The sequence below is a fragment of the Myxococcus sp. MxC21-1 genome (assembly GCF_032612255.1).
In the GTDB taxonomy this organism is placed as follows: domain Bacteria; phylum Myxococcota; class Myxococcia; order Myxococcales; family Myxococcaceae; genus Myxococcus; species Myxococcus virescens.
Genome location: NZ_CP123278.1, coordinates 542,679 through 564,122, shown reverse-complemented (window position 1 = coordinate 564,122; position 21,444 = coordinate 542,679). Strand labels below are relative to the sequence as shown.

General features: G+C 69.3%; 18 protein-coding genes and 2 pseudogenes. 13 read left to right on the top strand and 7 right to left on the bottom strand.

Going from position 1 to position 21,444, the window contains the following annotated elements:
- The first annotated feature begins 654 nt into the window (after window positions 1–654).
- Window positions 655–1,470 carry an aldo/keto reductase gene (locus tag QEG98_RS02715; protein ID WP_316565634.1) on the top strand — a complete coding sequence of 272 codons (816 nt, stop codon included), beginning with the start codon at window positions 655–657 and terminating at the stop codon, window positions 1,468–1,470.
- A 7-nt stretch (window positions 1,471–1,477) separates the two neighbouring features.
- Here QEG98_RS02715 and QEG98_RS02710 read toward each other — a convergent pair whose 3' ends face one another.
- A complete protein-coding gene (locus QEG98_RS02710; protein WP_316565633.1) occupies window positions 1,478–1,972 on the bottom strand; it encodes a hypothetical protein in 495 nt (164 codons plus the stop codon).
- Between the two features lie 124 nt (window positions 1,973–2,096).
- Here QEG98_RS02710 and QEG98_RS02705 point away from each other — a divergent pair, with 124 nt between their 5' ends.
- The 6 genes and pseudogenes from QEG98_RS02705 (at window position 2,097) to QEG98_RS02680 (ending at window position 8,070) form a co-directional block, all read left to right on the top strand.
- Entirely contained in the window at window positions 2,097–2,624 is a 528-nt protein-coding gene (locus tag QEG98_RS02705; RefSeq protein WP_011550586.1) for a pyridoxamine 5'-phosphate oxidase family protein, read from the top strand.
- Window positions 2,625–3,023: 399 nt separating this feature from the next.
- A complete protein-coding gene (locus QEG98_RS02700; RefSeq protein ID WP_316565632.1) occupies window positions 3,024–4,358 on the top strand; it encodes an inositol-3-phosphate synthase in 1,335 nt (444 codons plus the stop codon).
- Window positions 4,336–5,262, top strand: coding sequence for a phosphatase PAP2 family protein (locus tag QEG98_RS02695; RefSeq protein WP_316565631.1), 927 nt, complete (start codon window positions 4,336–4,338; stop codon window positions 5,260–5,262). The genes QEG98_RS02700 and QEG98_RS02695 overlap by 23 nt, the downstream gene beginning before the upstream one ends.
- Window positions 5,255–6,504: pseudogene (locus tag QEG98_RS02690) on the top strand (GtrA family protein). The gene QEG98_RS02695 and the pseudogene QEG98_RS02690 overlap by 8 nt, the downstream one beginning before the upstream one ends.
- Window positions 6,494–7,492, top strand: coding sequence for a hypothetical protein (locus QEG98_RS02685; RefSeq protein ID WP_316565630.1), 999 nt, complete (start codon window positions 6,494–6,496; stop codon window positions 7,490–7,492). Before QEG98_RS02690 ends, QEG98_RS02685 begins: the two are co-directional and overlap by 11 nt.
- On the top strand, window positions 7,489–8,070 hold the full coding sequence (locus tag QEG98_RS02680; RefSeq protein WP_316565629.1) for a dual specificity protein phosphatase: 582 nt from the start codon (window positions 7,489–7,491) through the stop codon (window positions 8,068–8,070). The genes QEG98_RS02685 and QEG98_RS02680 overlap by 4 nt, the downstream gene beginning before the upstream one ends.
- 12 nt (window positions 8,071–8,082) lie before the next feature.
- On the opposite strand, the gene QEG98_RS02675 is transcribed toward QEG98_RS02680, so the two are convergent.
- A complete protein-coding gene (locus QEG98_RS02675; protein ID WP_316565628.1) occupies window positions 8,083–8,487 on the bottom strand; it encodes a hypothetical protein in 405 nt (134 codons plus the stop codon).
- A 105-nt stretch (window positions 8,488–8,592) separates the two neighbouring features.
- Between QEG98_RS02675 and QEG98_RS02670 the strand changes: the two genes are divergently transcribed.
- Window positions 8,593–9,021 (top strand): hypothetical protein, encoded by a 429-nt coding sequence (locus QEG98_RS02670; RefSeq protein ID WP_316565627.1) that lies wholly within the window; start codon window positions 8,593–8,595, stop codon window positions 9,019–9,021.
- A gap of 16 nt (window positions 9,022–9,037) precedes the next feature.
- On the opposite strand, the gene QEG98_RS02665 is transcribed toward QEG98_RS02670, so the two are convergent.
- The 3 genes and pseudogenes from QEG98_RS02665 to QEG98_RS02655 form a co-directional block, all read right to left on the bottom strand.
- Entirely contained in the window at window positions 9,038–10,435 is a 1,398-nt protein-coding gene (locus QEG98_RS02665; RefSeq protein WP_316565626.1) for a DUF4340 domain-containing protein, read from the bottom strand.
- 90 nt (window positions 10,436–10,525) lie between these two features.
- A pseudogene (locus QEG98_RS02660) lies at window positions 10,526–11,451 on the bottom strand (helix-turn-helix domain-containing protein).
- Window positions 11,432–12,481 (bottom strand): NAD(P)/FAD-dependent oxidoreductase, encoded by a 1,050-nt coding sequence (locus QEG98_RS02655; RefSeq protein WP_316565625.1) that lies wholly within the window; start codon window positions 12,479–12,481, stop codon window positions 11,432–11,434. Before QEG98_RS02655 ends, QEG98_RS02660 begins: the two are co-directional and overlap by 20 nt.
- Window positions 12,482–12,683: 202 nt before the next feature.
- Between QEG98_RS02655 and QEG98_RS02650 the strand changes: the two genes are divergently transcribed.
- Complete coding sequence (locus QEG98_RS02650) at window positions 12,684–13,556, top strand: hypothetical protein (protein WP_316565624.1); 873 nt, start codon at window positions 12,684–12,686, stop codon at window positions 13,554–13,556.
- 12 nt (window positions 13,557–13,568) lie between these two features.
- Here the strand turns inward: QEG98_RS02650 and QEG98_RS02645 are convergent, their stop codons facing one another.
- The gene (locus QEG98_RS02645; RefSeq protein ID WP_090486621.1) at window positions 13,569–13,847 is read right to left on the bottom strand and encodes a hypothetical protein; all 279 of its coding nucleotides are present in this window, start codon (window positions 13,845–13,847) and stop codon (window positions 13,569–13,571) included.
- A 52-nt stretch (window positions 13,848–13,899) separates the two neighbouring features.
- Window positions 13,900–16,380 (bottom strand): efflux RND transporter permease subunit, encoded by a 2,481-nt coding sequence (locus QEG98_RS02640; protein ID WP_316565623.1) that lies wholly within the window; start codon window positions 16,378–16,380, stop codon window positions 13,900–13,902.
- Between the two features lie 399 nt (window positions 16,381–16,779).
- On the opposite strand from QEG98_RS02640, the gene QEG98_RS02635 reads away from it, so the two are divergent.
- The 4 genes from QEG98_RS02635 (at window position 16,780) to QEG98_RS02620 (ending at window position 21,362) form a co-directional block, all read left to right on the top strand.
- The gene (locus tag QEG98_RS02635; RefSeq protein ID WP_316567811.1) at window positions 16,780–19,311 is read left to right on the top strand and encodes an efflux RND transporter permease subunit; all 2,532 of its coding nucleotides are present in this window, start codon (window positions 16,780–16,782) and stop codon (window positions 19,309–19,311) included.
- A gap of 28 nt (window positions 19,312–19,339) precedes the next feature.
- On the top strand, window positions 19,340–19,837 hold the full coding sequence (locus QEG98_RS02630; protein WP_316565622.1) for an Erp protein: 498 nt from the start codon (window positions 19,340–19,342) through the stop codon (window positions 19,835–19,837).
- 404 nt (window positions 19,838–20,241) lie between these two features.
- Window positions 20,242–20,688, top strand: coding sequence for an MOSC domain-containing protein (locus QEG98_RS02625; RefSeq protein ID WP_316565621.1), 447 nt, complete (start codon window positions 20,242–20,244; stop codon window positions 20,686–20,688).
- A 155-nt stretch (window positions 20,689–20,843) separates the two neighbouring features.
- Window positions 20,844–21,362 (top strand): hypothetical protein, encoded by a 519-nt coding sequence (locus QEG98_RS02620; RefSeq protein ID WP_316565620.1) that lies wholly within the window; start codon window positions 20,844–20,846, stop codon window positions 21,360–21,362.
- Window positions 21,363–21,444: the final 82 nt, after the last annotated feature.

The window sequence follows — 21,444 nt, the reverse complement described above, 5'->3', positions numbered from 1 at the left end:
CCTGCCGAAGGCGCATTGGCACCGTCAGGCACGACGGGCATGGTGGACGCGCCATTCGACGGTGCCTCAGGGCTCACAGCGCCGGACGCTGACGCGTCCCCCGAGGGCGCCCCGGCGGCCAAGGTGTGGCTCACCGGTTGCTCCGCCGCGGCCACCAGCGGCGGGGCGGACAGCTCGCGCGCCACGCCCGGCCAATCGACAGACGCCGCTCCGCTCGCGGCGCTCGAGGACGGCCCGCCCGCCGTCTCCTCGGCGGAGGCCGAGAACGCCACCACCGCCGCCATCATCCCCGCGCACACCGAGACCTTGCGATTCATCGCCTGGACCTTCCTGGACTGTTTTGAATGCGGCCCGGCCCGCATCGCGCGGGCACCCGGGCCAGGAAAAATCATCGGGAGGCGTCGTCGCCCCGCTCGTGCAAGAGAACACCGGCACCGCGCGGAACTGTCACCTGTCCACTTCAGCGCAGCCGCTAACATCGGCCGCCATGTCCTCCCGTGCCCCGTCCCGCCGCGACGTGCTCACCGCGACCCTGGGTGGCCTGCTCCTGCCCGGCGTCGCCGCCTCACAGCCCGCGAAGAAGGCCGCACCGGGCCCGTCCACCGTGAAGCCCCGGAGAAAACCGCCGCGCCATCGCGCGGCCGAGGAGATGCCATGCTCACACGCCCCATTCCCAGCACGGGAGAAGCGCTGCCCGTCATCGGCCTCGGCACCTGGCAGACGTTCGACGCCGCACCGGGCGAGCGAGCGCCCCTGGCCGAAGTGCTCCGCACCTTCCTCGACTCGGGCGCGCGCCTCATCGACTCCTCGCCCATGTACGGCCGCGCGGAATCCGTGGTGGGCGAGCTGCTGCGGAAGCTCGACGCGACGAAGACGCCCTTCCTCGCCACCAAGGTGTGGACCACCGCCAAGAACGAAGGAATCGCGCAGATGCGTGAGTCCATCCGGCGCATGGGCCAGGGCCGCATGGACCTGATGCAGATTCACAACCTCGTGGACTGGCGCACGCACCTGCCCGTCCTGCGGGACTGGAAGGCCCGCGGCGCCATCCGCTACCTCGGCATCACGCACTACGCCCGCAGCGCCTTCGATGACCTGGAGCGCATCATCCGCGAGGAGAAGCCGGACTTCGTCCAGCTCCCCTACTCAGTGCTGGAGCGCGACGCGGAGAAACGCCTGCTGCCCGCCGCCGCCGCGCACGGCGTGGCGGTGCTCGTCATGCAGCCCTTCTCCAGCGGCACCCTCTTCGAGCGCGTGCGCGGCCGTCCCCTGCCCGGCTGGGCCGCGGACATCGACTGCACCAGCTGGGCCCAGGTGTTCCTCAAGTTCATCCTGGGGCACCCAGCGGTGCACTGCCCCCTGCCGGCCACCCGCAAACCCTCGCACGCCGCCGACAACGTGCGCGCGGGCTTCGGCCGGATGCCCGACGAGAAGCTCCGCGCCCGCATCGTGAAGGAGCTGGAGGGCTGAGCGGCGGCTACAGCTCCGGATCCGGCGTGTACTGGAGCTCGCCCGTGGGCTCCAGCACCAGGCCCGTGCCGGGCTCGTCCGCTTCGTCGTCGCGGCCCACCTCCAGTACGGACTCCTTCGCGTCCCACTGGCCCAGGTAGTACTCGCCGCCCGCGGCCATGCAGGCGCGGCCTTCCGACACCACCGTCTCCACCACTTCCTTGATGTCGCTGGTGGCGCGAAGCAGCGTCCACGACTTGCCGTCCTCCTTGAAGCCCTCCACCAGGTCCTTGAGCTCGGCGTCGCGAGGCATGCCGTCGGGCAGCGTCTGGCGCTCCCACGTGCGCGGCTCGCGCTGCGGCTGACGGGCCTTCCACGCGCGCGCCAGCGCCAGCAGCTTCTCCTCCGCCGCCTCTTGGAGCGCGTGCATCTCCTCGGGCAGGTCAATCTCCTCCAGCGCCAGCACCGCCGTCTCCAGCTGCAGCGCCTTGAGGCTCCACTCGTTCCACGCCGTCTTCAGCATCCGAACCCTCGCTTTCCTGCCCGGCCACCTACCACAGGCCCGCCTGCCCTGGCGGCGGCCAACCCACCGCCATGTGCCCGCCGACCTCCACGCTGCCTACCTTGTGCTCCCAAGGGAGGCAGCGATGGCCAGGAAGAAAAAGGACACCCAAGACGTCACCGAGCACTTCGATGACCTCATCAAGGACATCAAGGTCGCGATGATGACCACCGTGGAAGCGGATGGCAGCCTGCGCAGCCGCCCCATGTGGACGCACGCGCGAGACTTCGACGGAGAGCTCTGGTTCTTCACCCGCGAGCATTCCCCCAAGGTCGACGAGGTGACGCACGACCACCACGTCAACCTCGCGTACTCGGACCCGACCCGGGACCGCTACGTCTCCGTGAGCGGCCGTTGCCGGCTGGTGCTCGACAAGGAGAAGGCCCGCGCGCTGTGGAACCCCACCCTCAAGGCCTGGTTCCCCGACGGCCTGGACGACCCCGAGCTCGCCCTGCTCTGCGTCCGCGTGGAGAAGGCCGAGTATTGGGACACGCCCAGCAGCCGCATGGTCCAGCTCACCGGCATGGTGAAGGCCGCCTTCACCGGACAGCCCTACGCACCTGGCGACCACCAGAAGCTCGACCTGGACGACAGCGCCCCGCTGCCCCACTGAGCCGGACGGGCCCACCGGAATGGACCCGTCATCAAGGTAGGACGGCGCCTCGCGACGGCTCCGCCTCCCCCTGTCCCACTGACACCTTCTTCATCCTTCAAGCAGGGTGGGTCGCCATCAACCCATGGCGAACCTGTCCGAGGAGTGTGCCGTGGATGTCGTCCTTCTGACGACCTGGTGTTTCTCTGACAGCGTCGATCGCCTCGCCTTGTACCTCGGGCTGGCCTGATCCATGAGTGCGGCGCCCTCGGGTGGTAAGAGCCGCCACGCTCATGACGTTGAAGTGCCGAACGCTTTAGAGTATCAACCATCCGCTTTCGAGATTTTCCGCATGCACGACCGGTATCGTACCGACCCGCATACGGCCGACTCGAATACGTCTAACGAAGGAACATCACGATGGAAAACAAGAGGTCGGTCGCGAAGCCGGACGGCAAGCTCGCGGTCTTGATTCCGGGTCTGGGCGCTGTGTCCACCACGCTGATGGCGGGTGTCGAGCTGGCGCGCAAGGGCAAGGGTCACCCCATTGGATCGCTCACGCAGATGGGCACCGCCCGCCTGGGGAAGCGGACCGACGGGCGCACCGTGAAGCTCAACGAGCTGGTTCCTCTGGCGGAGCTGAAGGACGTTGCCTTCGGCGCCTGGGACATCATCCGTGAGGACGCGTACGAAGTGGCCGTGCGCTCGGGCGTGCTCAGCGACAAGCACCTGGAGGAGGTGAAGCCGTTCCTCCAGAGCATCAAGCCGAAGCAGGGCGTGCATGACCCTGAGTTCGTGCGCCGCATCGAGGCCAACCACATCAAGGCCACCAAGACGCACCGCGAGAGCATCGAAGCGCTGCGCCAGGACATCCGCGACTTCAAGAAGGAGCTCAACGCGACGCGCGCCGTGATGGTGGTGTGCAGCAGCGTGGAGACCTTCCGTCCGCTGCCCGAGTCCTTCAAGACGCTGGCCGCCTTCGAGAAGGCGCTGGACGAGAACAGCCCGGACATCAACCCCACCGCGCTGTACACCTACGCGGCCATCAAGGAGGGCGTGCCCTTCGCGAACGCCACGCCCAACGCCAGCGTGGACACGCCGGCGCTCCAGGAGTTGGCCAGGCAGGAGTCGGTGGCCGTCGCCGGCCGCGACCTCAAGAGCGGCCAGACGATGATGAAGACGGTCATCGCGCCCGCGCTCAAGGCCCGCATGCTGGGTCTGGATGGCTGGTTCTCCACCAACATCCTGGGCAACCGCGACGGCGAGGTGCTGGACGACCCCGCGGCCTTCAAGGCCAAGGAAGTCACCAAGTCGAGCGTGCTGGACACCATCCTGCAGCCCGACCTGTACCCGGAGCTGTACAAGAAGTACGCGCACAAGGTGTCCATCCACTACTACCCGCCCCGCGGCGACGCGAAGGAGGGTTGGGACAACATCGACATCACCGGATGGCTCGGCTATCCGATGCAGATCAAGGTCAACTTCCTCTGCCGCGACTCCATCCTGGCCGCCCCGCTGGTGCTGGACATCGCGCTGTTCCTGGACCTGGCCAAGCGGCTGGAGTGGCGCGGCATCCAGGAGTGGATGTCCTTCTACTTCAAGACCCCCATGGCGCAGCCGGGTCTGCCGGTGGAGCACGACCTCTTCATCCAGCTCACCAAGCTGAAGAACACGCTGCGCGTCGTCGCGGGCGAGGACCCCATCACCCACCTCGGGCTCGACTATTACGGAGATGACCTCCCGCTCTCCAAATAAGGTCACCGCGCTCACGTGGCTCTCCACCGTCCTGGGGTTGAGCCACTTGACGCTGGTGTACGCCACCGGCCGGCTGCGGTGGGACCACGTCGCGGCGGACGCGCTGATTCTGGGGGTGGCCTGGTCGGGCCCCCGCCTTCAGCGCTTCCTCCGCGGTGGGCTCGCGCTTTGGCTGACCGGGATGCTGCTGGACAGCCAGGGGCTCTGGCTGTTCCTGCGGGGCCCCATCCACACGGGCGACCTGTGGGAGCTGGAGCGCCAGTGGTTCCCGGCGCCCGGCGGCACCCACTGGCCCGAATGGTGGGCCACGCGCTTCACCCCGGCCTTGGACCTGCTGTGCGGCTTCGCCTACGCGGCGTACCTGTACGAGGTCTTCATCCTGGCCATCTTCTTCTTCGTGAAGAAGGACTCGCTCTTCGAAAGGCTGTGCTGGGGCTTCCTGGCGGCGAACGCCATTGGCGTCGTCATCTACGTGCTCTACCCCGCCGCGCCGCCCTGGTACGTGCTCCAGTACGGCCCGGGACCGGCCGACCTGGCCGCGCCCCCCAACCCCGCGGGGACCGCCCGTTTCGACGAGCTGCTGGGCATCAGTTATTTCGCGAGCTTCTACTCGCGCAGCACCAACGTGTTCGGGGCCATGCCCTCACTGCACGCGGCGTACCCCTTCCTGGTGATGCTGTTCGTGTGGTCGCGCGGCTGGGCGTGGCGCATCTCCACCGGGCTGTTCGCGTTGCTCGTCGCCTTCTCCGCCGTATACCTGACGCACCACTACATCCTGGACGTGCTCGCGGGCCTGGGCGTGGCGGCGGTTGCATTCCTGGCGGTCGAAGGCGTCTACGCCCGTTGGGCGGCCACCGCACCGTGGGCCGTGTCGTTGACTACAAGAGGAGACACCCGTGCTTGAGAACCTGATGGCGTGGTTGACCGGAAACCTGTCTCCGTCCGCCCGCATCTGGACGGCGCTGGCACCGGCCATCGTCGCCTGCACGTACTTCATCGGCGGGTTGCTCCTCTTCTGTATCCGCTGCGCCTTCAAGGGCATTCCCCGCGACGAGGAGACGCTCAAGCGCGGCAGCAACGGGCTGGTGGGCTTCTTCCTGCGGCACTACTTCTTCTGGGTCATCCAGCCGCTGTGGGCGGTGATTCTGCGTTCCGGTCTGCCGGCCAACGCGCTGTCCATGCTGTCGGGCCTGCTGGGCATCTCTTCCGGCGTGGCGGTGGCGGCGGGCCGCTTCGCGCTGGGCGGGTGGCTCTTCCTGTTCGCGGGCATCCTGGACGTGATGGACGGGCGCATCGCCCGCACGCGCAAGGAGGCCAACCCGCGGGCGCGGCGCTGGATTCGGTGCTGGACCGGTACGTGGACTCGGCGATGCTCATGGGTCTGGCCTGGTACTACCGGGACACCTGGGTGCTGCTGCCCGCGCTGATGGCGCTGCTCGGCTCCTCGCTGGTGCCCTACGTGCGCGCCAAGGGCGAAGGCCTGGGCGTCAACGTGCGCGACGGCGCCATGCAGCGGCTGGAGCGGGTGCTCTTCATGGGCGCGGGCACGGCGCTGTCGCCCATCCTGGAGGCCGTCTTCTGGCCCGAGGAGAAGCACCCCATGCACTGGCTCGCGGTGGTGGGGCTCGTCTTCGTGGCCGTCATGAGCAACGTCACGGCGCTCTCCCGCTTCCGCAACCTGGTGAAGGCGCTGGCGCCCAAGCGTCAAGAGGCGCGCTCCGGCAAGGCCATCATCGGGCTCAACGCCCTGGCGGGCGCGGTGGCCACGGCGGTGGACTTCGCGCTGGTGCTGGCGCTGGTGGAGTGGGCGGGCATGCTGCCCGCCTGGGCCACGGTGCTGGGCTGCGGCCTGGGCGCGGTGGTGAACTACTCCATCAACCGGGTGCTCACCTTCAAGAGCAATGGCCCGGTGGCGCGGCAGCTGGCGCGCTACTCGGTGGTGAGTGGAACCAGCGCGCTGCTCAACGCGGGCGGCGTGGCGCTGCTGACGCTGCACCCGCAGCTGGCCTATGCGCTGGGGTGGTGGCTGGTGCGCGGCGTGGTGTACTTCGCGTGGAACCTGCCGCTGCAGCGGGACTACGTCTTCAACAACGACGCGGCGGCTTCCGAGGACGCGCTCATGGAGCAGCGCCCCCATGCGGCCTGAAGGGCGCCTCCAGGCGCTGAAGGGCCTGGCTGTGGCCACCGCGCTCGTGCTGCCCTCGGTGGCGGCGGCGGGCGCGGTGCTGGAGCCGAAGCTGTCCCCCAGTGACAACTACGGGGAGAACTTCACCTTCATCGGCGACCTGGACGGCGGCACCTTCATCTTCGTGCAGCTGACGGTGACGAACATCGGTCCCGGCTCGCGCACCGGACTGTGCCGGACCACGGTGCTGACGCCGGGGCAGAAGGCCTGGTCGGCGCAGACGAAGGTCAAGACGCGTGACTGGCGCTATGACGCGGAGAGCTCGACGCTGAAGATGGGGCCGTGCTCGGCCCGTTCCGCGGATGGGGCCACGCGCGTGGAAGTCCCGCTGGATGGCGGGCGGGTGCTGCTGGAGTACGCCGCGCCCATGACGCCCCAGGGCCAGGAAGGCACCGAGGTGGAGGTGGGCAAGGACCGCTACCACCACGAGGTGACGCTGGCCTTCAGCGCGTTGAAGGCGACGGTGAAGCGGCCCAAGGGCGAGGACGTCGTCTACACGGGTGGCGGGTACGCGGACCACACGCGCTCCACCATTGCGCCAGCGAAGCTCGCGAAGCGGTGGGTGCGCTTCCGGGCGCTGCTCGGCGGCGAGAAGCTGGTGCTGCTGGCGCGTGAGGGGCAGGACGGTGAATACGGCCCCGTGTACGCGTGGGAGGAAGGCGCCAAGGCCCGCTTGCTGGAGCACTTCACGCTCGCGCGGGAAGGCGTGAAGGAGCGGAGCTCGTGGACGGTGGAGCTGTTCGCGGATGGCGCCTCTGCCATGGTGCTGCGCTCCACTTCGCTGATGCAGCGCAGCGCGCCAGTGGAGGATCTGGGCGCGGTGCTGGGCGGGCTGGTGCGCTCGGTGGTGGGCTCGCCGGTGACGTACCTGCACCGGGCGGTGCTGGAGCGTGAGGGCAAGGCACCGGTGACGGGGCTGATGGAAGTAACGCTCGAGGGCGACCTGTGAGTTTTGCTTTGCTGCGGGAAGTGCACCACGTGCCGGGTGTGCGCGGCTGGGTGCGCAAGCAGGTGCTGCGCTCAGTGGCGCGCTGCGTGGAGTGGACCACGAAGCTGCCGGGGCGCGGGCTGAACGTGTCTCAGGTGAATGACTGGCTGTACGTGGGTGGCGCGGTGCCTCGCTCGCGGTACGCGGAGCTGAAGGCGCGCGGCATCACCGCGGTGATTGACGTGCGGGGTGAGCGCTGTGACGACGCGGAGGCGTTGAAGGCGCTGGGCATCGAACTGCTGAACCTGCCCGTGACGGACCGCTATCCGCCGTCGGTGGAGCAGCTGATGCGGGGCGTGGAATGGGCCCTGCCCCGGCTGAAGCAGGGCGGCACGCTGTATACGCACTGCGAGCACGGCGTGGGCCGGGGCCCGCTGGTGGGGCTGGCGGTGATGGTGGCGCGCGGCTGGGAGGCGCCGGCCGCGTACCGCGAGCTGCGGCAGGCGCGGTGGCAGTCCACGCTGAATGACCGGCAGCTGAACGGGCTCGCGGACTTTGTCGCCGCGTGGCAGGCACGGACGTCCGAGCGGGCGGCGTAGGCCGCGCCCAGCTCAGTCTCGCTTCAAGATGACGCCGTCATCGCTGATGGCATAGCTCGCGCCAGGGTCCATGACTTCCGGCCGCAGGCCACAGCGCTCCTGCTCCCTGGGCGTGAAGTGAACGAAGGTCATCTTCTCGCCCCGCTGGAGCCAGGCGTCATACGTCTCGATGCGATAGAGACACTGCGTCATGGCATCCGCGTTCTTGGGGGGCTTCGTTCCGGGAGGCAGGAAGTCCTCCATCGCGAGCTGGAGCGCCTTCAACTGAGTGCCATCCACGGTGGTCGAGGCTTCCTTTGTCCACTCCGGGAACTGGATACCGGCGGAGACCTCGGGCGGCGCAACTGGCGTCTTGGACCGCAGGTACATGCATCCACTCATGAAGCTCATGAGGATGATGAAGCCGACTGGTTTCATCTACGTAGCCTCCAGTTCGACTGCTGCCGATGCCAGCTCGCTTCCCACTCCGTGGCGAGAAATTCGAGAGCATGGGCTGGAACGCCGAAGGATGGGAACCTCGTCATGAAAATGCTTCCGCTGGTCGCACTCATTACCTGCTCAAACCTGCAGCACGGCTGCGCCCTGTCTGGCTACTACAAGCTCCCCAAAGCCGAGCGGGCATCGCCGGAGGAGGCAGCGAACGTGACATTCCCTGACTCGATGGATCAGGGAACGCACCTGGACGGTCCAGCGTTGGCAGCACTCGAAGTCGCGATGAACGACTTCCTGCCCCCGGATGCCAAGGCAGAGGCCCGCACCGAGGAACTGGCACGGTGCCTGTCACAGCGAAGCACCTACGACGTGACGGTATTGAAGCACGACGACCAGCTCTACTTCGTCAGCTTCCTGCCCAGGCTTTCCCGATGCGGAATCGAGCTCGACGCGCCCATCATGGACGCGGGCGCGACGTATGCCATCGATGGGCACGGGCGGATTCTGAGCGAGCGCTAGCTCGCTCGTGCAGATGCTACGGCCCACTGAAGAGCGCGAGGCCACGCGACAACCAAGCGCGAGCCCTGTCCTCCACGGCATACGTGAAGCCGTCGCGCGAGCCTCGGGCGTACACCTCCGGGTAGCCCGCCGGTGCGTCCGGCACCGCATTCCCGAGCCACAGCGTCTGCACGGCGCCGCCCTCTTCGCGCACCTCCACGAAGGCCACGGGCGGAGACAGGCCCGCCTGCGCGTCCTGCACCGCCGCATCGAGAAGGCGCGAGGCCTCGAGCCGCTGAAGCCAGAGGAGATGCGCCTCCACCTGTGACGCGTCGAACCGGAAGGACTCCGGCGGCGACTGCGGCTCACGCAGCACCCAGCCCTGCGCTTCCTTCGCCACCACCACCGTCGTGTCACCCGCCTGGATGCGCACCTGGTTCACCTTCTCCAACGCGAACCGCAGCAGGAGCAGGTCGCGGAAGTCCACCAGCCGCTTGCGAACCTGCGATGCCGCCACCGCGGACACCTCATATACTCGCGCATCTCCCTCCAACTGGACGAAGACGGTGTCCTGGGACTCCGACGCACGGCTCAGCCGCAACACCACCGTCTTCCCATTCTTGAGGCGCACCTCCACCGTGTCATGCGCCTGGGCGAGCACGGCCTTCGCCTCCGTGGCGGCCTCCCCCGAGAGCACGTCCTGCGCCTCGACCTCCAACAAGTCCCGCACGACCTGTTCGACCACGTGCGCGCTGAACCGGAAGCCCTCCGGCACCTGCGTCCCCTCCGCGAGCCGCCAGCCGCCGGGCGCGCCATTCGACGTCACCGTCACCGGCGCTTCGTCCCCGACTCGAAACACCAACTGCGTGATGTCCCCGGGCGCCCCCCGCACCAGCCGCGCGTCACGCCAGTCCATGACGCGCCGACGCCACAACCAGCCCAACAACGAGGGGTGCTCGAAGACGTCCGCGTTGGACGCCTTGCGCACGTAGGTTCCACCGTTCGACGCCCCATCCTTCCCGAGCACCAGCTCCAACGGAGGGCGGCCCTCCTGGAGGATGCGGACCTTCAGCCCGCGCGCGTCATCCAGCCAGAACTCGTTCAGCCGGTCGGCCTCGCCGGTGACGAACTTCGCCCCGGCCACCCGGGTCAGGGACTCCAGCGCGCCCTTCACCATCGCCTCGTCCGCCAGGAAGCGGCTCTCCGGCGAGCCCGGGTCCGCGACCGTCCACCCACTGCCGTCCCGCTGCAGCGTGGCGCGGCGGACGCCCGAGAGCTCCAGCCCGGAAACTCGGGCCGGGTCGAAGCCCGACAGGTCCAACTGGCGTCCACCACCGCTGGCTTCCGGCTGCCCCGGCGGCTGCTCACCGGCGACGAACATGAACACGAGCAGCAGCACGGCTGCGCCAACGACGATGACCAGCGCCTTCTTCATGGCTCTCCCTCGGCTCCGGGCCCAGAGAGAACCCTTACTTCACCCCCGCACATCTCGGCATCCCCCTCCGTGACTTTCGGAGGGGACGGCTCATGGAGCCCCGGCCGTCGCCTTGCGCCGCCACGCGGCCGGCGTCACCCCGTGGACGCGGCGGAACTGGCGGATGAAGTGCGTCACGTCCGCGTAGCCCACTCGCTCCGCGATGATGTCCACGCGCTCGTCCGTGCCACGCAGCCGGCGGCGCGCCTCCGCCATCCGGCACTCCAGAATCCACTCGCCCACCGTGCGGCCCGTCTCCTGCCGCACCACGCCCGCGACATGCGCGGAGGAGCGCCCCAGCGCCTTCGCCACCTGCGCGAGCGACAACGGCTCCAGACAGTGCGTCTCGATGTACGTGAGCGCCTTGCGGCTCAGCCCCAGGGACGGCGGCTCACTCGTACCCGTCTGGGCCGTCATGCGCTCCAGCTCGATGAGGACCAGCCGCAGCAGCGAGCGCGCGGCTTCCTCGCCCCTGGCTCGTTCCGGGCCACCTCCTCCGACAGCAGGCGCATCCACCGCGCCAGCCTCCGGCGCTGCGGCAGCGTGGGCCGCAGCACGGGGTGACAGCCCTTGCGCACCCGCAGCAACGGCCCCAGGCGGTTCGCGGCCCCACCGTCCTCGCCCAAGGCATCCGGATGGAAGGCCACGCCCCACCCTTCCGCGTTCGAAGCGCCGGCGCCGTGCGCATCTCCGGGCGGAATCAGGTGGACGTCTCCCGCCCGGACCACCAGGTCCCCCGCGTGCCGCATCTTCGACTCGCCTCGCGTCACCAGCATCACCACGGCGTAGGCGTGCACGGCGGTGGCGCGCCCGCCCCGAGGGTGGACCTGAAGGCGCCCCGCCCATATCGGCAGCCGCCCTTTTTCGAAGTCCAGGCGCGACGACGAATCGGGCCCCCAGGACGGCGGTTGTGGCTCGGACGGCATCGCCCCTTCGTAGCGAGCGAAGCCGCCGGGCTCAACCCTGAGCAGGTCCATGCGCGGCGCCCGCCCGTTCCAGGTTCAGGTCATGGTTCAACATGCCCGCCGCCATCATCCCCGCGGACGCGGCCACAATGGCCGCCTGCGCCCGGGTGCCGAGGTCCCCCGCCGCGTAGATGCCCGGCACCGACGTCTCGCCCGGGCCCTTCAGCTTCACGAAGCCCTCCTCGTTCAGCTCGAGCCCCAGCCGCTGCACGAGCGACGACTGCCGCTGGGGTGGACGGTCGAAGAGAATCTCCCGGGGCACCCGGGTACCGTCCTCCAGCTCCACCGCATCCAGCTTCTCCCCTTCCGCGATGAGGCCGCGAATACGCCGCGTCTCGAGCCGAACCCCCGCCTTCTCCAGCAGCGCACGCTTGTCGGCGGGCACCTCGAAACCGTCCATGGCGAACACCACCAGGTCGCGGGTCCACCCCGTCAACATCACGGCGAAGTCGAGCGACACCTCGTTCGTGGCCAGCACGCCCCAGGCCCGGTCCTGGATTTCCCAACCATGGCAGAACGGGCACTGGAAGATGGCCTTGCCCCACAAGTCGCCGTAACCGGGCAGCTCGCGCATCACGTCCACCATCCCCGTGGCCAGCAGCACCCGGCGAGCCTCCACCACGCCGCCCCCTTCGAGCGCCACGCGGAACACCGTCCCCGCGCGCTCGACGTTCAGCACCCGCGCCTCGCGCAGCTCCACGTCATAGGGGCGCATCTGCTCCCAGGCGACACGCCGGAACTCTCGGGGCGGGATGCCATCCCGCGTGAGGTAGGTGTGCACCTCCTCTGCTGCCGCGTTCCGAGGCGTCCCCGCGTCGCACACCAGGACCTTCTTGCGGCCACGCCCCAGCGCCAGCGCCGCGCTCAAACCGCCTGGGCCACCACCCACCACCACCACGTCCTTCACGTCCTTGCGCTCCATGTCATCCTTCCTCGTCGCGTCCATTGCGTGTCTGCAGCCCAGGGGCAGCGCGGCACCGGCCAGTCCCAGCCCCGCGAGGGCCAGGGCCTCACGGCGCGTCCACGCCGCCCGATTCGTCATGGAGAAGTGCTAACCGGCGGCCCCCGGCCCCGGGAGGGCGCGGCTTCACGCCGAATCGGCGGATTCGCGCGTTCGTTGCGGCACGCCCTCGAGCGGCGCCACGGCGGGCGGCCTGACACCAGGGTGTGGCTGGCGGGCCGCAGTCCGAGCCTCCAGTCCCTGGTACGCGCGTTGCTATCCCAGCCCTCATCAGGAGGACGTCATGCGCTACGCCATGGTGCTGGGAGTCACGCTGGCCTCGTTCGGGGCCGCCGCCGAGGAGCGGTGGACCGCGCCGTATCAAATTGAAGCGGTCTCCGGCCGCACCGCCCGCGTCGTCCTGGGCGAGCAGGCGCCGGAGGACGTGGCCTCACGGCTCCAGGTCATGACGCTCGTCGGCACGCAGGGCATGGCCGTGGCGCGCTTCCAGCGGACGGAGTCCGTGTGCACGGTCGAAGAGGACGTGGACCTGCCGCCCGTCTGCCACACCGTGGGCGTCTACACACAGGCGAAGGGGACGCCGGACATCGGTGAGCACATCGTGGCCCTGGCGGGCACCGTCACCGGCACGGTGAGCATGCCCGCGCCCAAGACGGAGCGGGAGCGTCCTGTCCCGGGGCAGTGGACCTCGGACGCGTTCGAGCGTCCCGTGGACGAAGGCGCCGACCCCTTCACGCCCGCAGGCATCCCCGCCCCTGGCTACCGGTGGAAGACCTCGCCCGAAGGGCATGTGACGCTGGAGTCCAGCCGCGATGGCCAGAACGACGACACACGCGTCCCGCTGGACTCGTGCACGCAGGAACGACAGGGCCCCTTCACCCGGCTGGAGTGCTTCCCAGGCGCGCCGCACATCGCGCCGGGCGACTCCCCTGGCGCATCCCTGCTCTACGTCGACCGGCGGCCACTCGTCGTCAGCTTCGCGGACTACGGCGAGGCCACCACGGAGCTCGTCGCCTCACTGCGCGTCGGCGGCGACACGCAGTACCTGGTCCACGTGGGACTCAAGGGGCAGGCCGTCACCGGGCTGCTCTTCCGCGAGGGGAACGCGTGGCGCCTCCTCCTGCGCCCCGCGGACTATCCCGTCATCGGGTGCTGAAGCACGCGGCGACTACCAGCGCCGCTCCGGCTCCATGGCCGCGGGCCTGCGATTATCGGTGGGCTCCAGCCCGCTCGCCGTGGAGCACCGGCACACCTCACAGCCGCGCTCGCGGTCCATGGTGCAGTTCACCCCGGTGACACACGTGAGGTTCCGAGACTCGGCACAGCGCGTCTCGCCCCTCTTCTCCTCGCGCTCCGAACCGTGACGACAGCCGGCCAGGGCCGCCGCCCCGACGGTCGCCAGCATCAGCCACCGCTGCCCACTGCTCCGCATCCACATCCGCGTCATCGCCCACCTCGAGGCACTCATATCGAGCGAAGCAGCCAGCGGCCAGCGGCCCTCACGCCTCCGGCGCGGGCTGCTCGGTCTGCTCTTCCGAGGACGTGCTGTGCTTGCGGCGCCAGCGCTCCACCAGCAGCAGCAGCGACGGGAAGCCCAGCAGCACGATGACCATGTTGATGCCGAAGCCCAGGTTGGCCAGGTCACCAATGGAGTTGAGGCCCGGGTGCTTCGCCAGGATGAGCGCGACGAAGCCGATGGCGCTCGTCAGCAGGCCGCCCATGATCGCCCGGCCTGTCTCCGCGTACACGGAGACGAAGTCCGCGCCGCGCTCGCCCAGCCGCTGCACCAGGTGCACCCCCGCGTCCACCGTGGTGCCCACCAGCACCGGCAGCACCATGATGTTGAGGTAGTTGAACTGCAGCCCCAGCAGCGACATCAGCCCCACCAGGCCGACGACGGACAGCAGCGTGGGCAACATGCAGATGAGCGCGGTGCGCAGCTTGCCCAGCGTCAGCCACATGGCCACCAGCACGCTCAGCACCGCCGCCGCGAGGATGCGCGGCCCCTCGCGCGACACCATGTCCAGGATGTCCGCCAGGATGAGCGCCTCACCCGCCGCCGACACCTGACTGCCGTCCGGCATCTGCAGGCCACGCACTTCCTTGGCGAACTTCCGCGTGCCCTCACCGTCCGACAGACTGACGCCACCGGCGTACACCAGCACCACGCCGCCCGTGCTGCCATCCAGGCTTTCGAACTGGTGCCGCACGCTGGTGGGCAGGGCCTCCTGGGTGAAGGGCTTCGCCTTCGCCATGTTCAGCGCGCGCACCAGCGTGTTGCGCGTGTCCTCGGGCAGCCGCTCCGGGTCCAGCTTCTCCAACTTCGCGGAGATGGCCTGAAGGATGGCCTGCTTCTCGTCCTGACGCTTGGGGACCAGGTCATCCAGCGCGCCCACGAAGTCGATGGTGGACTCCTTGCCCCGCGCCGCCTTGCGCGCCTCCAACTGGCGCACCACCTCGCGCTCCATCTCCTGCGAATCGGTGAGCACCACCACCGGCGTCTGCGAGTAGCCCAGGATGTCGTTCACCTTCTGGTCCAGCACCGCCGACGCCTGCTTGTAGTCCTCCAGCGTGCGCGAGTCGTAGTTGAACGAGATGCGGTACGCCTGTGACACCAGCGCCAGCACGCCCACGCCCACCACGATGCCCACGCCCCGGTAGGAGCGCGGCAGCCAGCGCGCCAGCAGGCTCAGCGGCCCGGCCGCCCCTTCTTGCTGCACCCGCGGCGACCAGCCGAAGCGCGTGGCCAGCCCCAGCAGCGCGGGCAGCAGCAGCACGTAGGAGAAGATGCTCACCAGCATGCCCACCGCGGCGATGATGCCGAACTCGCGGAACGCCCTGAACTCCGACATGGCCAGACTGAGGAAGGTCAGCGCCGCCACCAGCGCCGCGATGAGCGAGGAGAAGCCGGTGTGCCGGAAGGACTCATCCACCGCTTCCTCGGAGTTCATCCCCTCCGAGCGCAGCGTCGTGTAGCGCCCCAACAGGTGGATGCCGTGCTCCACGCCCAGGCCGCCCAGCACCGCCGCCAGGAAGCCCGTCAGGAGGTTCACCTGCCCGTAGGCCAGCCCCACGAAGCCGTACGTCCAGCCCAGGCCCGCCATCACCGGCGCCATCGTGAGGCCCACCGACAACGCGCTGCGGAAGTGGAAGGCCAGGTACGCCAGCAGCAACACCATGGCCAGCGTGGACGCGCTCGCCAGGTCGCCAACAATGACGCGCTGCTGATCAATCTTCTTCTTGAAGGTGCCGGTGACGGCCGTCTTGAAGCCGGGCCCGTACTTCGACAGGTCCTGCTGCGCCAGGAAGTCCTCCACCTGGCCCACGACCTTCTTCGAGTAGTTCAGGTCCGCGGCGCTGCCCCGAGGCTTCGCCATCAGCACCACCATGCGCTCGGTGGGGTTGATGTAATAGAGGTCGCCCTGCCCGGAGAGGCGCTGGTTGGCGCGGCCGGTGTACTTCTGCTCGATGTCAGCGAAGTCCACTGACGGAGGGTCCTCCTCCACCAGCGAGACGAAGAGCGGATTGGCCTGCTGCTTCTCCCAGAGGATGCGCGCGTCGATGCGCTCCTGGATGGTCTCCAGGTCGTCGACGTCCACGTAGTAGAGCGAATGCTCGTCGAAGAAGGACCGGGGCCGCTGGTGGGAGACGTAGCGAATCTCCGACAGCTCCCCGAGCTTCGGCGCCATGTCGTCCGCGAAGCGCTTGAGCACCTCCGGATCCGCGCCCATCCCCACCACCACCACGTTGCCCTGACCGCCGAAGCGCTTGCGCAGCTTCTCGATGTCCTGAACGCTGGGGAAGTTCTTCGGCAGCAGTCCCACGAAGTCCGCGTTGAGCGTCAGCGTCCTGGCGAAGTACGCGCCGAGCACGGTGAGCACCAGAGCCAGGAGCAGCGCCTGGAAGGGCTTCCGGTGGTTCCGCACCGCCAGGCGGCCCATGACGCCCTCGAACCGCTCCGACCAACGCTTCTCACTCATGCTTGCGACACCTGCATCTGTTGACTGGCCGAATCGCCGGACACCTTGGGCACGCGCTAACGGGAGAGTCAACGCGTTTATGCCGTGAGGCGGAAAGTAAGGCTACGAATCACCTGCCTCATGTAACGCGTCCCTTGAGCGAATGCTCGCCTGCTTGTGACACCCGACACGCCGGTGCCCTGGAGGATGTGACGGGTTGGATGGCCCCCATCCGCGCTGTTGGCTGTCCCTACCTGGTGGGCAGACAAGCGGACGTGGACGCCTGCATCGCACCCCCACCGTGGTCACGTTCCCCGGCGACACGGGCTCGCGCATGCGAGCACACGAGGGAGGGGAGGCCGCTCCGCCCTCCGCGCGACCGGGAGGTCCGGGGCCGCGGGTGGTGGCCGCGGGCCGATGATGGAACCGCATCCGAACGACACGACACCTCCGGGCGAGCCGCGGTGGATGGGGCGCGTGGAGCAGGCACTGGGCGCGATGGCCGCGCACAACCACCGGCGTCCGGTGTTGGCGTTGCTGCTGGTGCTGGTGCTGGCCGCCCTGGGCGGCTTCCTCGCGCGAGGACTGCACCTCAACGCCAACCTCGTGGACCTGCTCCCGTCCTCCTTCGAGAGCGTGCAGGACCTGCGGGAGTTGGAGCGCCGCTTCGGCGCGCTCGGCTGGGTGGCGGTGGTGGGGGAAGGCGCGGACCCCGCGTCCCTGAAGCGCTTCGCGGACGACCTGGCGCCCAAGCTGGAAGCCCTGCCCGGCATCCGCTTCGTCGAGGCGCAGCGCCCCGGCGCCTTCTTCCGCGACCGGGCCCTGTACTTCCTGTCGGAAGAGGACCTGCGGGAGGTGCACCGCCGCTTGGAGGCGCGGCTCCAGTGGGAACAGCAGCAGGCCAACCCGCTCTACGTGCCGCTGGTGGAGGAGGAGCCGCCGTCCCTGGACTTCTCCGACCTGGAGGCGAAGTACACGGGCGGGGCCGGACAGCGGCTGGCCACCAGCCACGGTGACTACTACCTGGATGAGGGCCAGCGCCGCATCGTGCTCCTGGCCAAGCCGGACACCACGTCCGCGGACCTGGGCTTCTCGCGCAAGGTCACCGATGAGGTGCGCGGGTTGCTCGCTGCGCAGGACCTGTCGAAGTACGGGCCCGGCTTCAAGGTAGACATCACCGGCACCTTCCAGAAGAAGCTGGACCAGCAGAAGCAGATTGCGCGCGACATCGGCGTGGCCTCGGCGGTGGCCACCGCGCTGATGCTGCTCTACCTCCTCTTCCACTTCCGCAGCGCGCTGGCGGTGGGGCTGGTGCTGGCGCCCGTGGGCGCGGGCCTGGCGTGGACGTACGGACTGGTGGCGCTCGTCTTCGGCGAGGTCAATCTCCTGACGGGCTTCCTGGGCGCCATCCTCGGAGGACTCGGCCTGGAGCACGGCATCCACCTGCTGGGGCGCTACCTGCACCTGCGCGGCGAAGGCCACACGTCCGAGGCCTCCACGCGCGCGTCCTTCACGCACACTGGCGGCGCGGCGCTCGTCTCCGCGCTGGTGGCGGCCGTCACGTTCTTCGTGCTGGGCGCCTCGCGCTTCCGCGCGTTCCGTGAGTTCGGCGTCATCGCGGGCGTGGGCATGGTGGTGCTCATCGCCGCCTACGTGCTGGTGCTGCCCGCGCTGCTGGGGCTGGCCTCGCGCTGGGGGTGGACACCCCGGCGCTCCTCCGTCACCACCGCGCACTCCCCCACGGGCCAGCTGCTGATGCGGCGCCGCCACGTCATCACCGCCGTGTCCGCCGTGCTGCTGCTGGGGCTGCTGAGCCAGACGGGGCGCGTGCGCTTCGACTTCGACTTCGGCTCGCTGGAGGACCAGGACCTGCCGTCCTTCACGCTGGACCGCGAGGTCAACCGGCTCATCGGCTATTCGCAGACACCGGTGGTGGTGCTCACCCAATCGCCCGAGGAGGAGCAGGCGATGGTGGAGCGGCTCCAAGCACGGCAACGCGAGCGGGGCAAGGACTCCACCATCGACTTCGTGGCCTCGCTGTCCTCGCTGGTCCCCGAGGACCAGCCGCGCAAGCAGCGCGTCCTCCAGGACATCGCGCGGCTGCTGGAGCGCGTCCCGGAGGACCGGCTGGATGCACGGCAACGGGAGCAGGTGGCATCGCTGCGCAGGCAGGCGGCCTCCCCCCCCTTCACCCGTGACGACCTGCCGCCGAGCGTCCAGCAACAGTTCCTGGGCCGGCAGGGCACGTCGGGGGGATTCGTCATGGTCTACCCGTCCGTGAACCAGTCGGACGGGATGGCGGTCCGCGCGCTGGCGCGGGAGGTTCGCGGCGTGGGGACACCGGAAGGCACGCGTGTCTCCGCGGCCGGCGAATCCATGGTGATGGCGGACATCCTCGACATGGTGACGCACGAGGCACCACTCATCCTCGGCGGCACCACGCTGGCGGTATTGCTGGCCATGTGGCTGACGCTGGGCGGCCTGCGCATCGCCCTGCTGTGCATGGCGCCCACCGTGGTGTCACTGGTGGCGCTGCTGGGGCTGATGCCGCTGCTGGGGCTGGAGTTCAACTACCTCAACATCCTCGTCATCCCGATTCTCATCGGAACGACGGTGGACGCGGGGGTGCACCTGCTGACGCGATTGTCGTCACCGGGCCATGACTTCGTGTCGGTGTATTCGGAGACGGGGAAGGCCATCTGCGGCGGCTTGCTGACCAGCGCGATGGGCTTCGGTGCACTCTTCCTCGCTGACCACCCGGGCCTCAACTCCATTGGCGCACTTGCCAATCTGGGCTTCGCCACCAACCTCCTCATCATGCTGGTGGCCTTCCCGGCCCTGCTGCTGGTGCTGTCGGAGCGCAGGCTGAAGCGCCATTCCGCCCGAAAGGAATCGCAGAAACGGGAGCCGCCGCGCCATTCGGGGCGCGGCGAGCCCACGCACGCAAGCTGAAACACACACCCACGACGGAGGGAGCAGCATGGCGAAGCAGATGAAGCGGGGTTGGATGTGGGCCGGGGCACTGGCGGGTACCCTGGCGTTGGGAACCGCGTGTAGCGCGACGGAGGCTCCGGTGCAGGTGGCGCAGGTGGACCCGTCCACCGGACAGACGGTGACGCCGGGCACCGCGCCGGGCAACACCACGCCGGGCACGGGCCCCGGCACGACGCCGCAGACGGGCTCGACGAACACGAACCCCAACACCCTGCCCCCGGCGACGAACCCCAACACCCTGCCCCCGGGAACGTCCACGACGACGCCGGGCACGGGCGGCTCCGGCGCTACGGGCACCACGCCCTACAACACGGGCGCGGAGGGCGCCACGTCCACCGTTCCGGGCACCACGCCCTACAACACGGACGCGGGCACGGGCGGCTCCGGGGTGCTGCCCACGCCGGCATCGGCACCACGCCCGGACTCGACACTCCGACGGGCACCGGGACGTCCAACACCGTCCCCGCGCCCTCCGGCGTCATGAACGACGGCGGCACCGGCTTCTAGCCCTCGCGGCATCCCCCTGAAGCAGCGCCCCATCCGGCACCGCGGGACTCGCGGCGCCGCGGATGGGGCGTTGCCATCCTGGACAGGCGCGTCCGCGCCTGCTTTGTCCGCGGGCATGGAGACCCTCGTGACGCGCTTGTTGTCGCTGCGAGTGGGCATGCCCCGGGAGCTGGGCGTGGCCGGCGCCGCCTCGCCGCTGGAGCGGCCCTGGACCAGCGCCATCTTCAAGGAGCCGGTGACGGGCCCGGTGTGGCTGTCACGCACGGGGCTCGCCGGAGATGGCCAGGCGGACCGCAAGGTCCACGGCGGCCCGGAGAAGGCGGTCTTCGCCTATCCCGTCACGCACTACGACTTCTGGCGCGAACGCCGGCGCGCGCCGACGTGGGCCCCGGCGCGTTCGGCGAGAACTGGGTGCTCTCCCATGTCACGGAAGCGGACGTCTGCATCGGAGACGTGCTGCGCGTGGGCGGCGCACGCGTGCAGGTATCCCAACCTCGCCAGCCCTGCTGGAAGCCCGCGCGCCGCTGGGGACAGCGCGACCTGTCGCTGCTGCTCCAGCAGACCGGCCGCACCGGCTGGTACTACCGCGTGCTGGAGGAAGGGCCCGTCCAGGAAGGCGACGCGATGGCCTTGCTCGAGCGCCCCTTTCCCACCTTCACCGTCGCCTTCGCCAACCACGCCATGCACGGCCACGCGCCGGAGGACGCCGCGCTGCTGGCGGAGTGTCCCTTGCTGACGCCGAACTGGCGTGACTCGCTCCGCAGACGCGCGCAGGGCAATCGGGGAGACGACCGCCCGCGACTGGTGGGCCCCAACAGCGCCGACTGAAAGACATTGCCCGCACGGCAAGCCGTCCCCGCGTCTCATTTCCGCCGCCGCCTGAAGAGCAGGCGGCCATGGGAGGGGCCTCTAGCAGACCGCCCATCGGCTGCTCACGTTCCCGGCCAGCAGCAGTCAGACACAAACCGACCGGAGAACGAACCATGACGAAGCTCCTCAAGACGAAGGCCGTCCTTGCCGCTCTCGCCGCCGGTGCCCTCGCGTTTGGCACCGCCTGTAAGTCCGACTCGAGCGCGACCCGAGAAACGACAGACACCACTGACACCAGCGGCATGGGCACGATGAGTGACCCGAACACCGGCACGAGTACGGACACCCGCACGGACACCACGACACCACCTGGCACGGGCGGCACGGGCATGGATGACCCGGCCCTGTCGCCCGAGTCGGAGACCGTGGACCCGAACGCGGACCCGACGCTGAACCCGGGCACCGGCGGCACGGGTACGGAGGTGGACCCGAACCTGGACCCGGACATGAGCAGCGAGCCGGGCACCGGCGGCGCGGGTGACGTGGAGCCGCTCGACAACACGGACACCGATGAGATGGATGCCAATGACGACTCCACGCTGGAGCCGGGCACCGGCGGCAGCGGCATGACGGACCCGGACACCCGGGTGACGCCGCCCACGCCGCTCCCGGAGACGGGCTCGACGCGCTAAGCCGGCCCGCACTTCACGGCAACGAGACGATGCCCGCGGCGACCGTGCCGCGGGCATTGCCCTTTGTGGCGCACGCCACGAC

Bases quoted from the DNA above. Each gene is read 5' to 3' on its own strand.
- QEG98_RS02700 (WP_316565632.1), top strand. From the start codon at position 3,024: ATGGAAAACAAGAGGTCGGTCGCGAAGCCGGACGGCAAGCTCGCGGTC.
- QEG98_RS02650 (WP_316565624.1), top strand. From the start codon at position 12,684: ATGCGCTACGCCATGGTGCTGGGAGTCACGCTGGCCTCGTTCGGGGCC.
- QEG98_RS02665 (WP_316565626.1), bottom strand. From the start codon at position 10,435: ATGAAGAAGGCGCTGGTCATCGTCGTTGGCGCAGCCGTGCTGCTGCTC.
- QEG98_RS02655 (WP_316565625.1), bottom strand. From the start codon at position 12,481: ATGACGAATCGGGCGGCGTGGACGCGCCGTGAGGCCCTGGCCCTCGCG.
- QEG98_RS02695 (WP_316565631.1), top strand. From the start codon at position 4,336: ATGACCTCCCGCTCTCCAAATAAGGTCACCGCGCTCACGTGGCTCTCC.
- QEG98_RS02620 (WP_316565620.1), top strand. From the start codon at position 20,844: ATGACGAAGCTCCTCAAGACGAAGGCCGTCCTTGCCGCTCTCGCCGCC.
- QEG98_RS02635 (WP_316567811.1), top strand. From the start codon at position 16,780: ATGGAACCGCATCCGAACGACACGACACCTCCGGGCGAGCCGCGGTGG.
- QEG98_RS02685 (WP_316565630.1), top strand. From the start codon at position 6,494: ATGCGGCCTGAAGGGCGCCTCCAGGCGCTGAAGGGCCTGGCTGTGGCC.
- QEG98_RS02710 (WP_316565633.1), bottom strand. From the start codon at position 1,972: ATGCTGAAGACGGCGTGGAACGAGTGGAGCCTCAAGGCGCTGCAGCTG.
- QEG98_RS02705 (WP_011550586.1), top strand. From the start codon at position 2,097: ATGGCCAGGAAGAAAAAGGACACCCAAGACGTCACCGAGCACTTCGAT.
- QEG98_RS02640 (WP_316565623.1), bottom strand. From the start codon at position 16,380: ATGAGTGAGAAGCGTTGGTCGGAGCGGTTCGAGGGCGTCATGGGCCGC.
- QEG98_RS02630 (WP_316565622.1), top strand. From the start codon at position 19,340: ATGGCGAAGCAGATGAAGCGGGGTTGGATGTGGGCCGGGGCACTGGCG.
- QEG98_RS02715 (WP_316565634.1), top strand. From the start codon at position 655: ATGCTCACACGCCCCATTCCCAGCACGGGAGAAGCGCTGCCCGTCATC.
- QEG98_RS02675 (WP_316565628.1), bottom strand. From the start codon at position 8,487: ATGAAACCAGTCGGCTTCATCATCCTCATGAGCTTCATGAGTGGATGC.
- QEG98_RS02670 (WP_316565627.1), top strand. From the start codon at position 8,593: ATGAAAATGCTTCCGCTGGTCGCACTCATTACCTGCTCAAACCTGCAG.
- QEG98_RS02645 (WP_090486621.1), bottom strand. From the start codon at position 13,847: ATGACGCGGATGTGGATGCGGAGCAGTGGGCAGCGGTGGCTGATGCTG.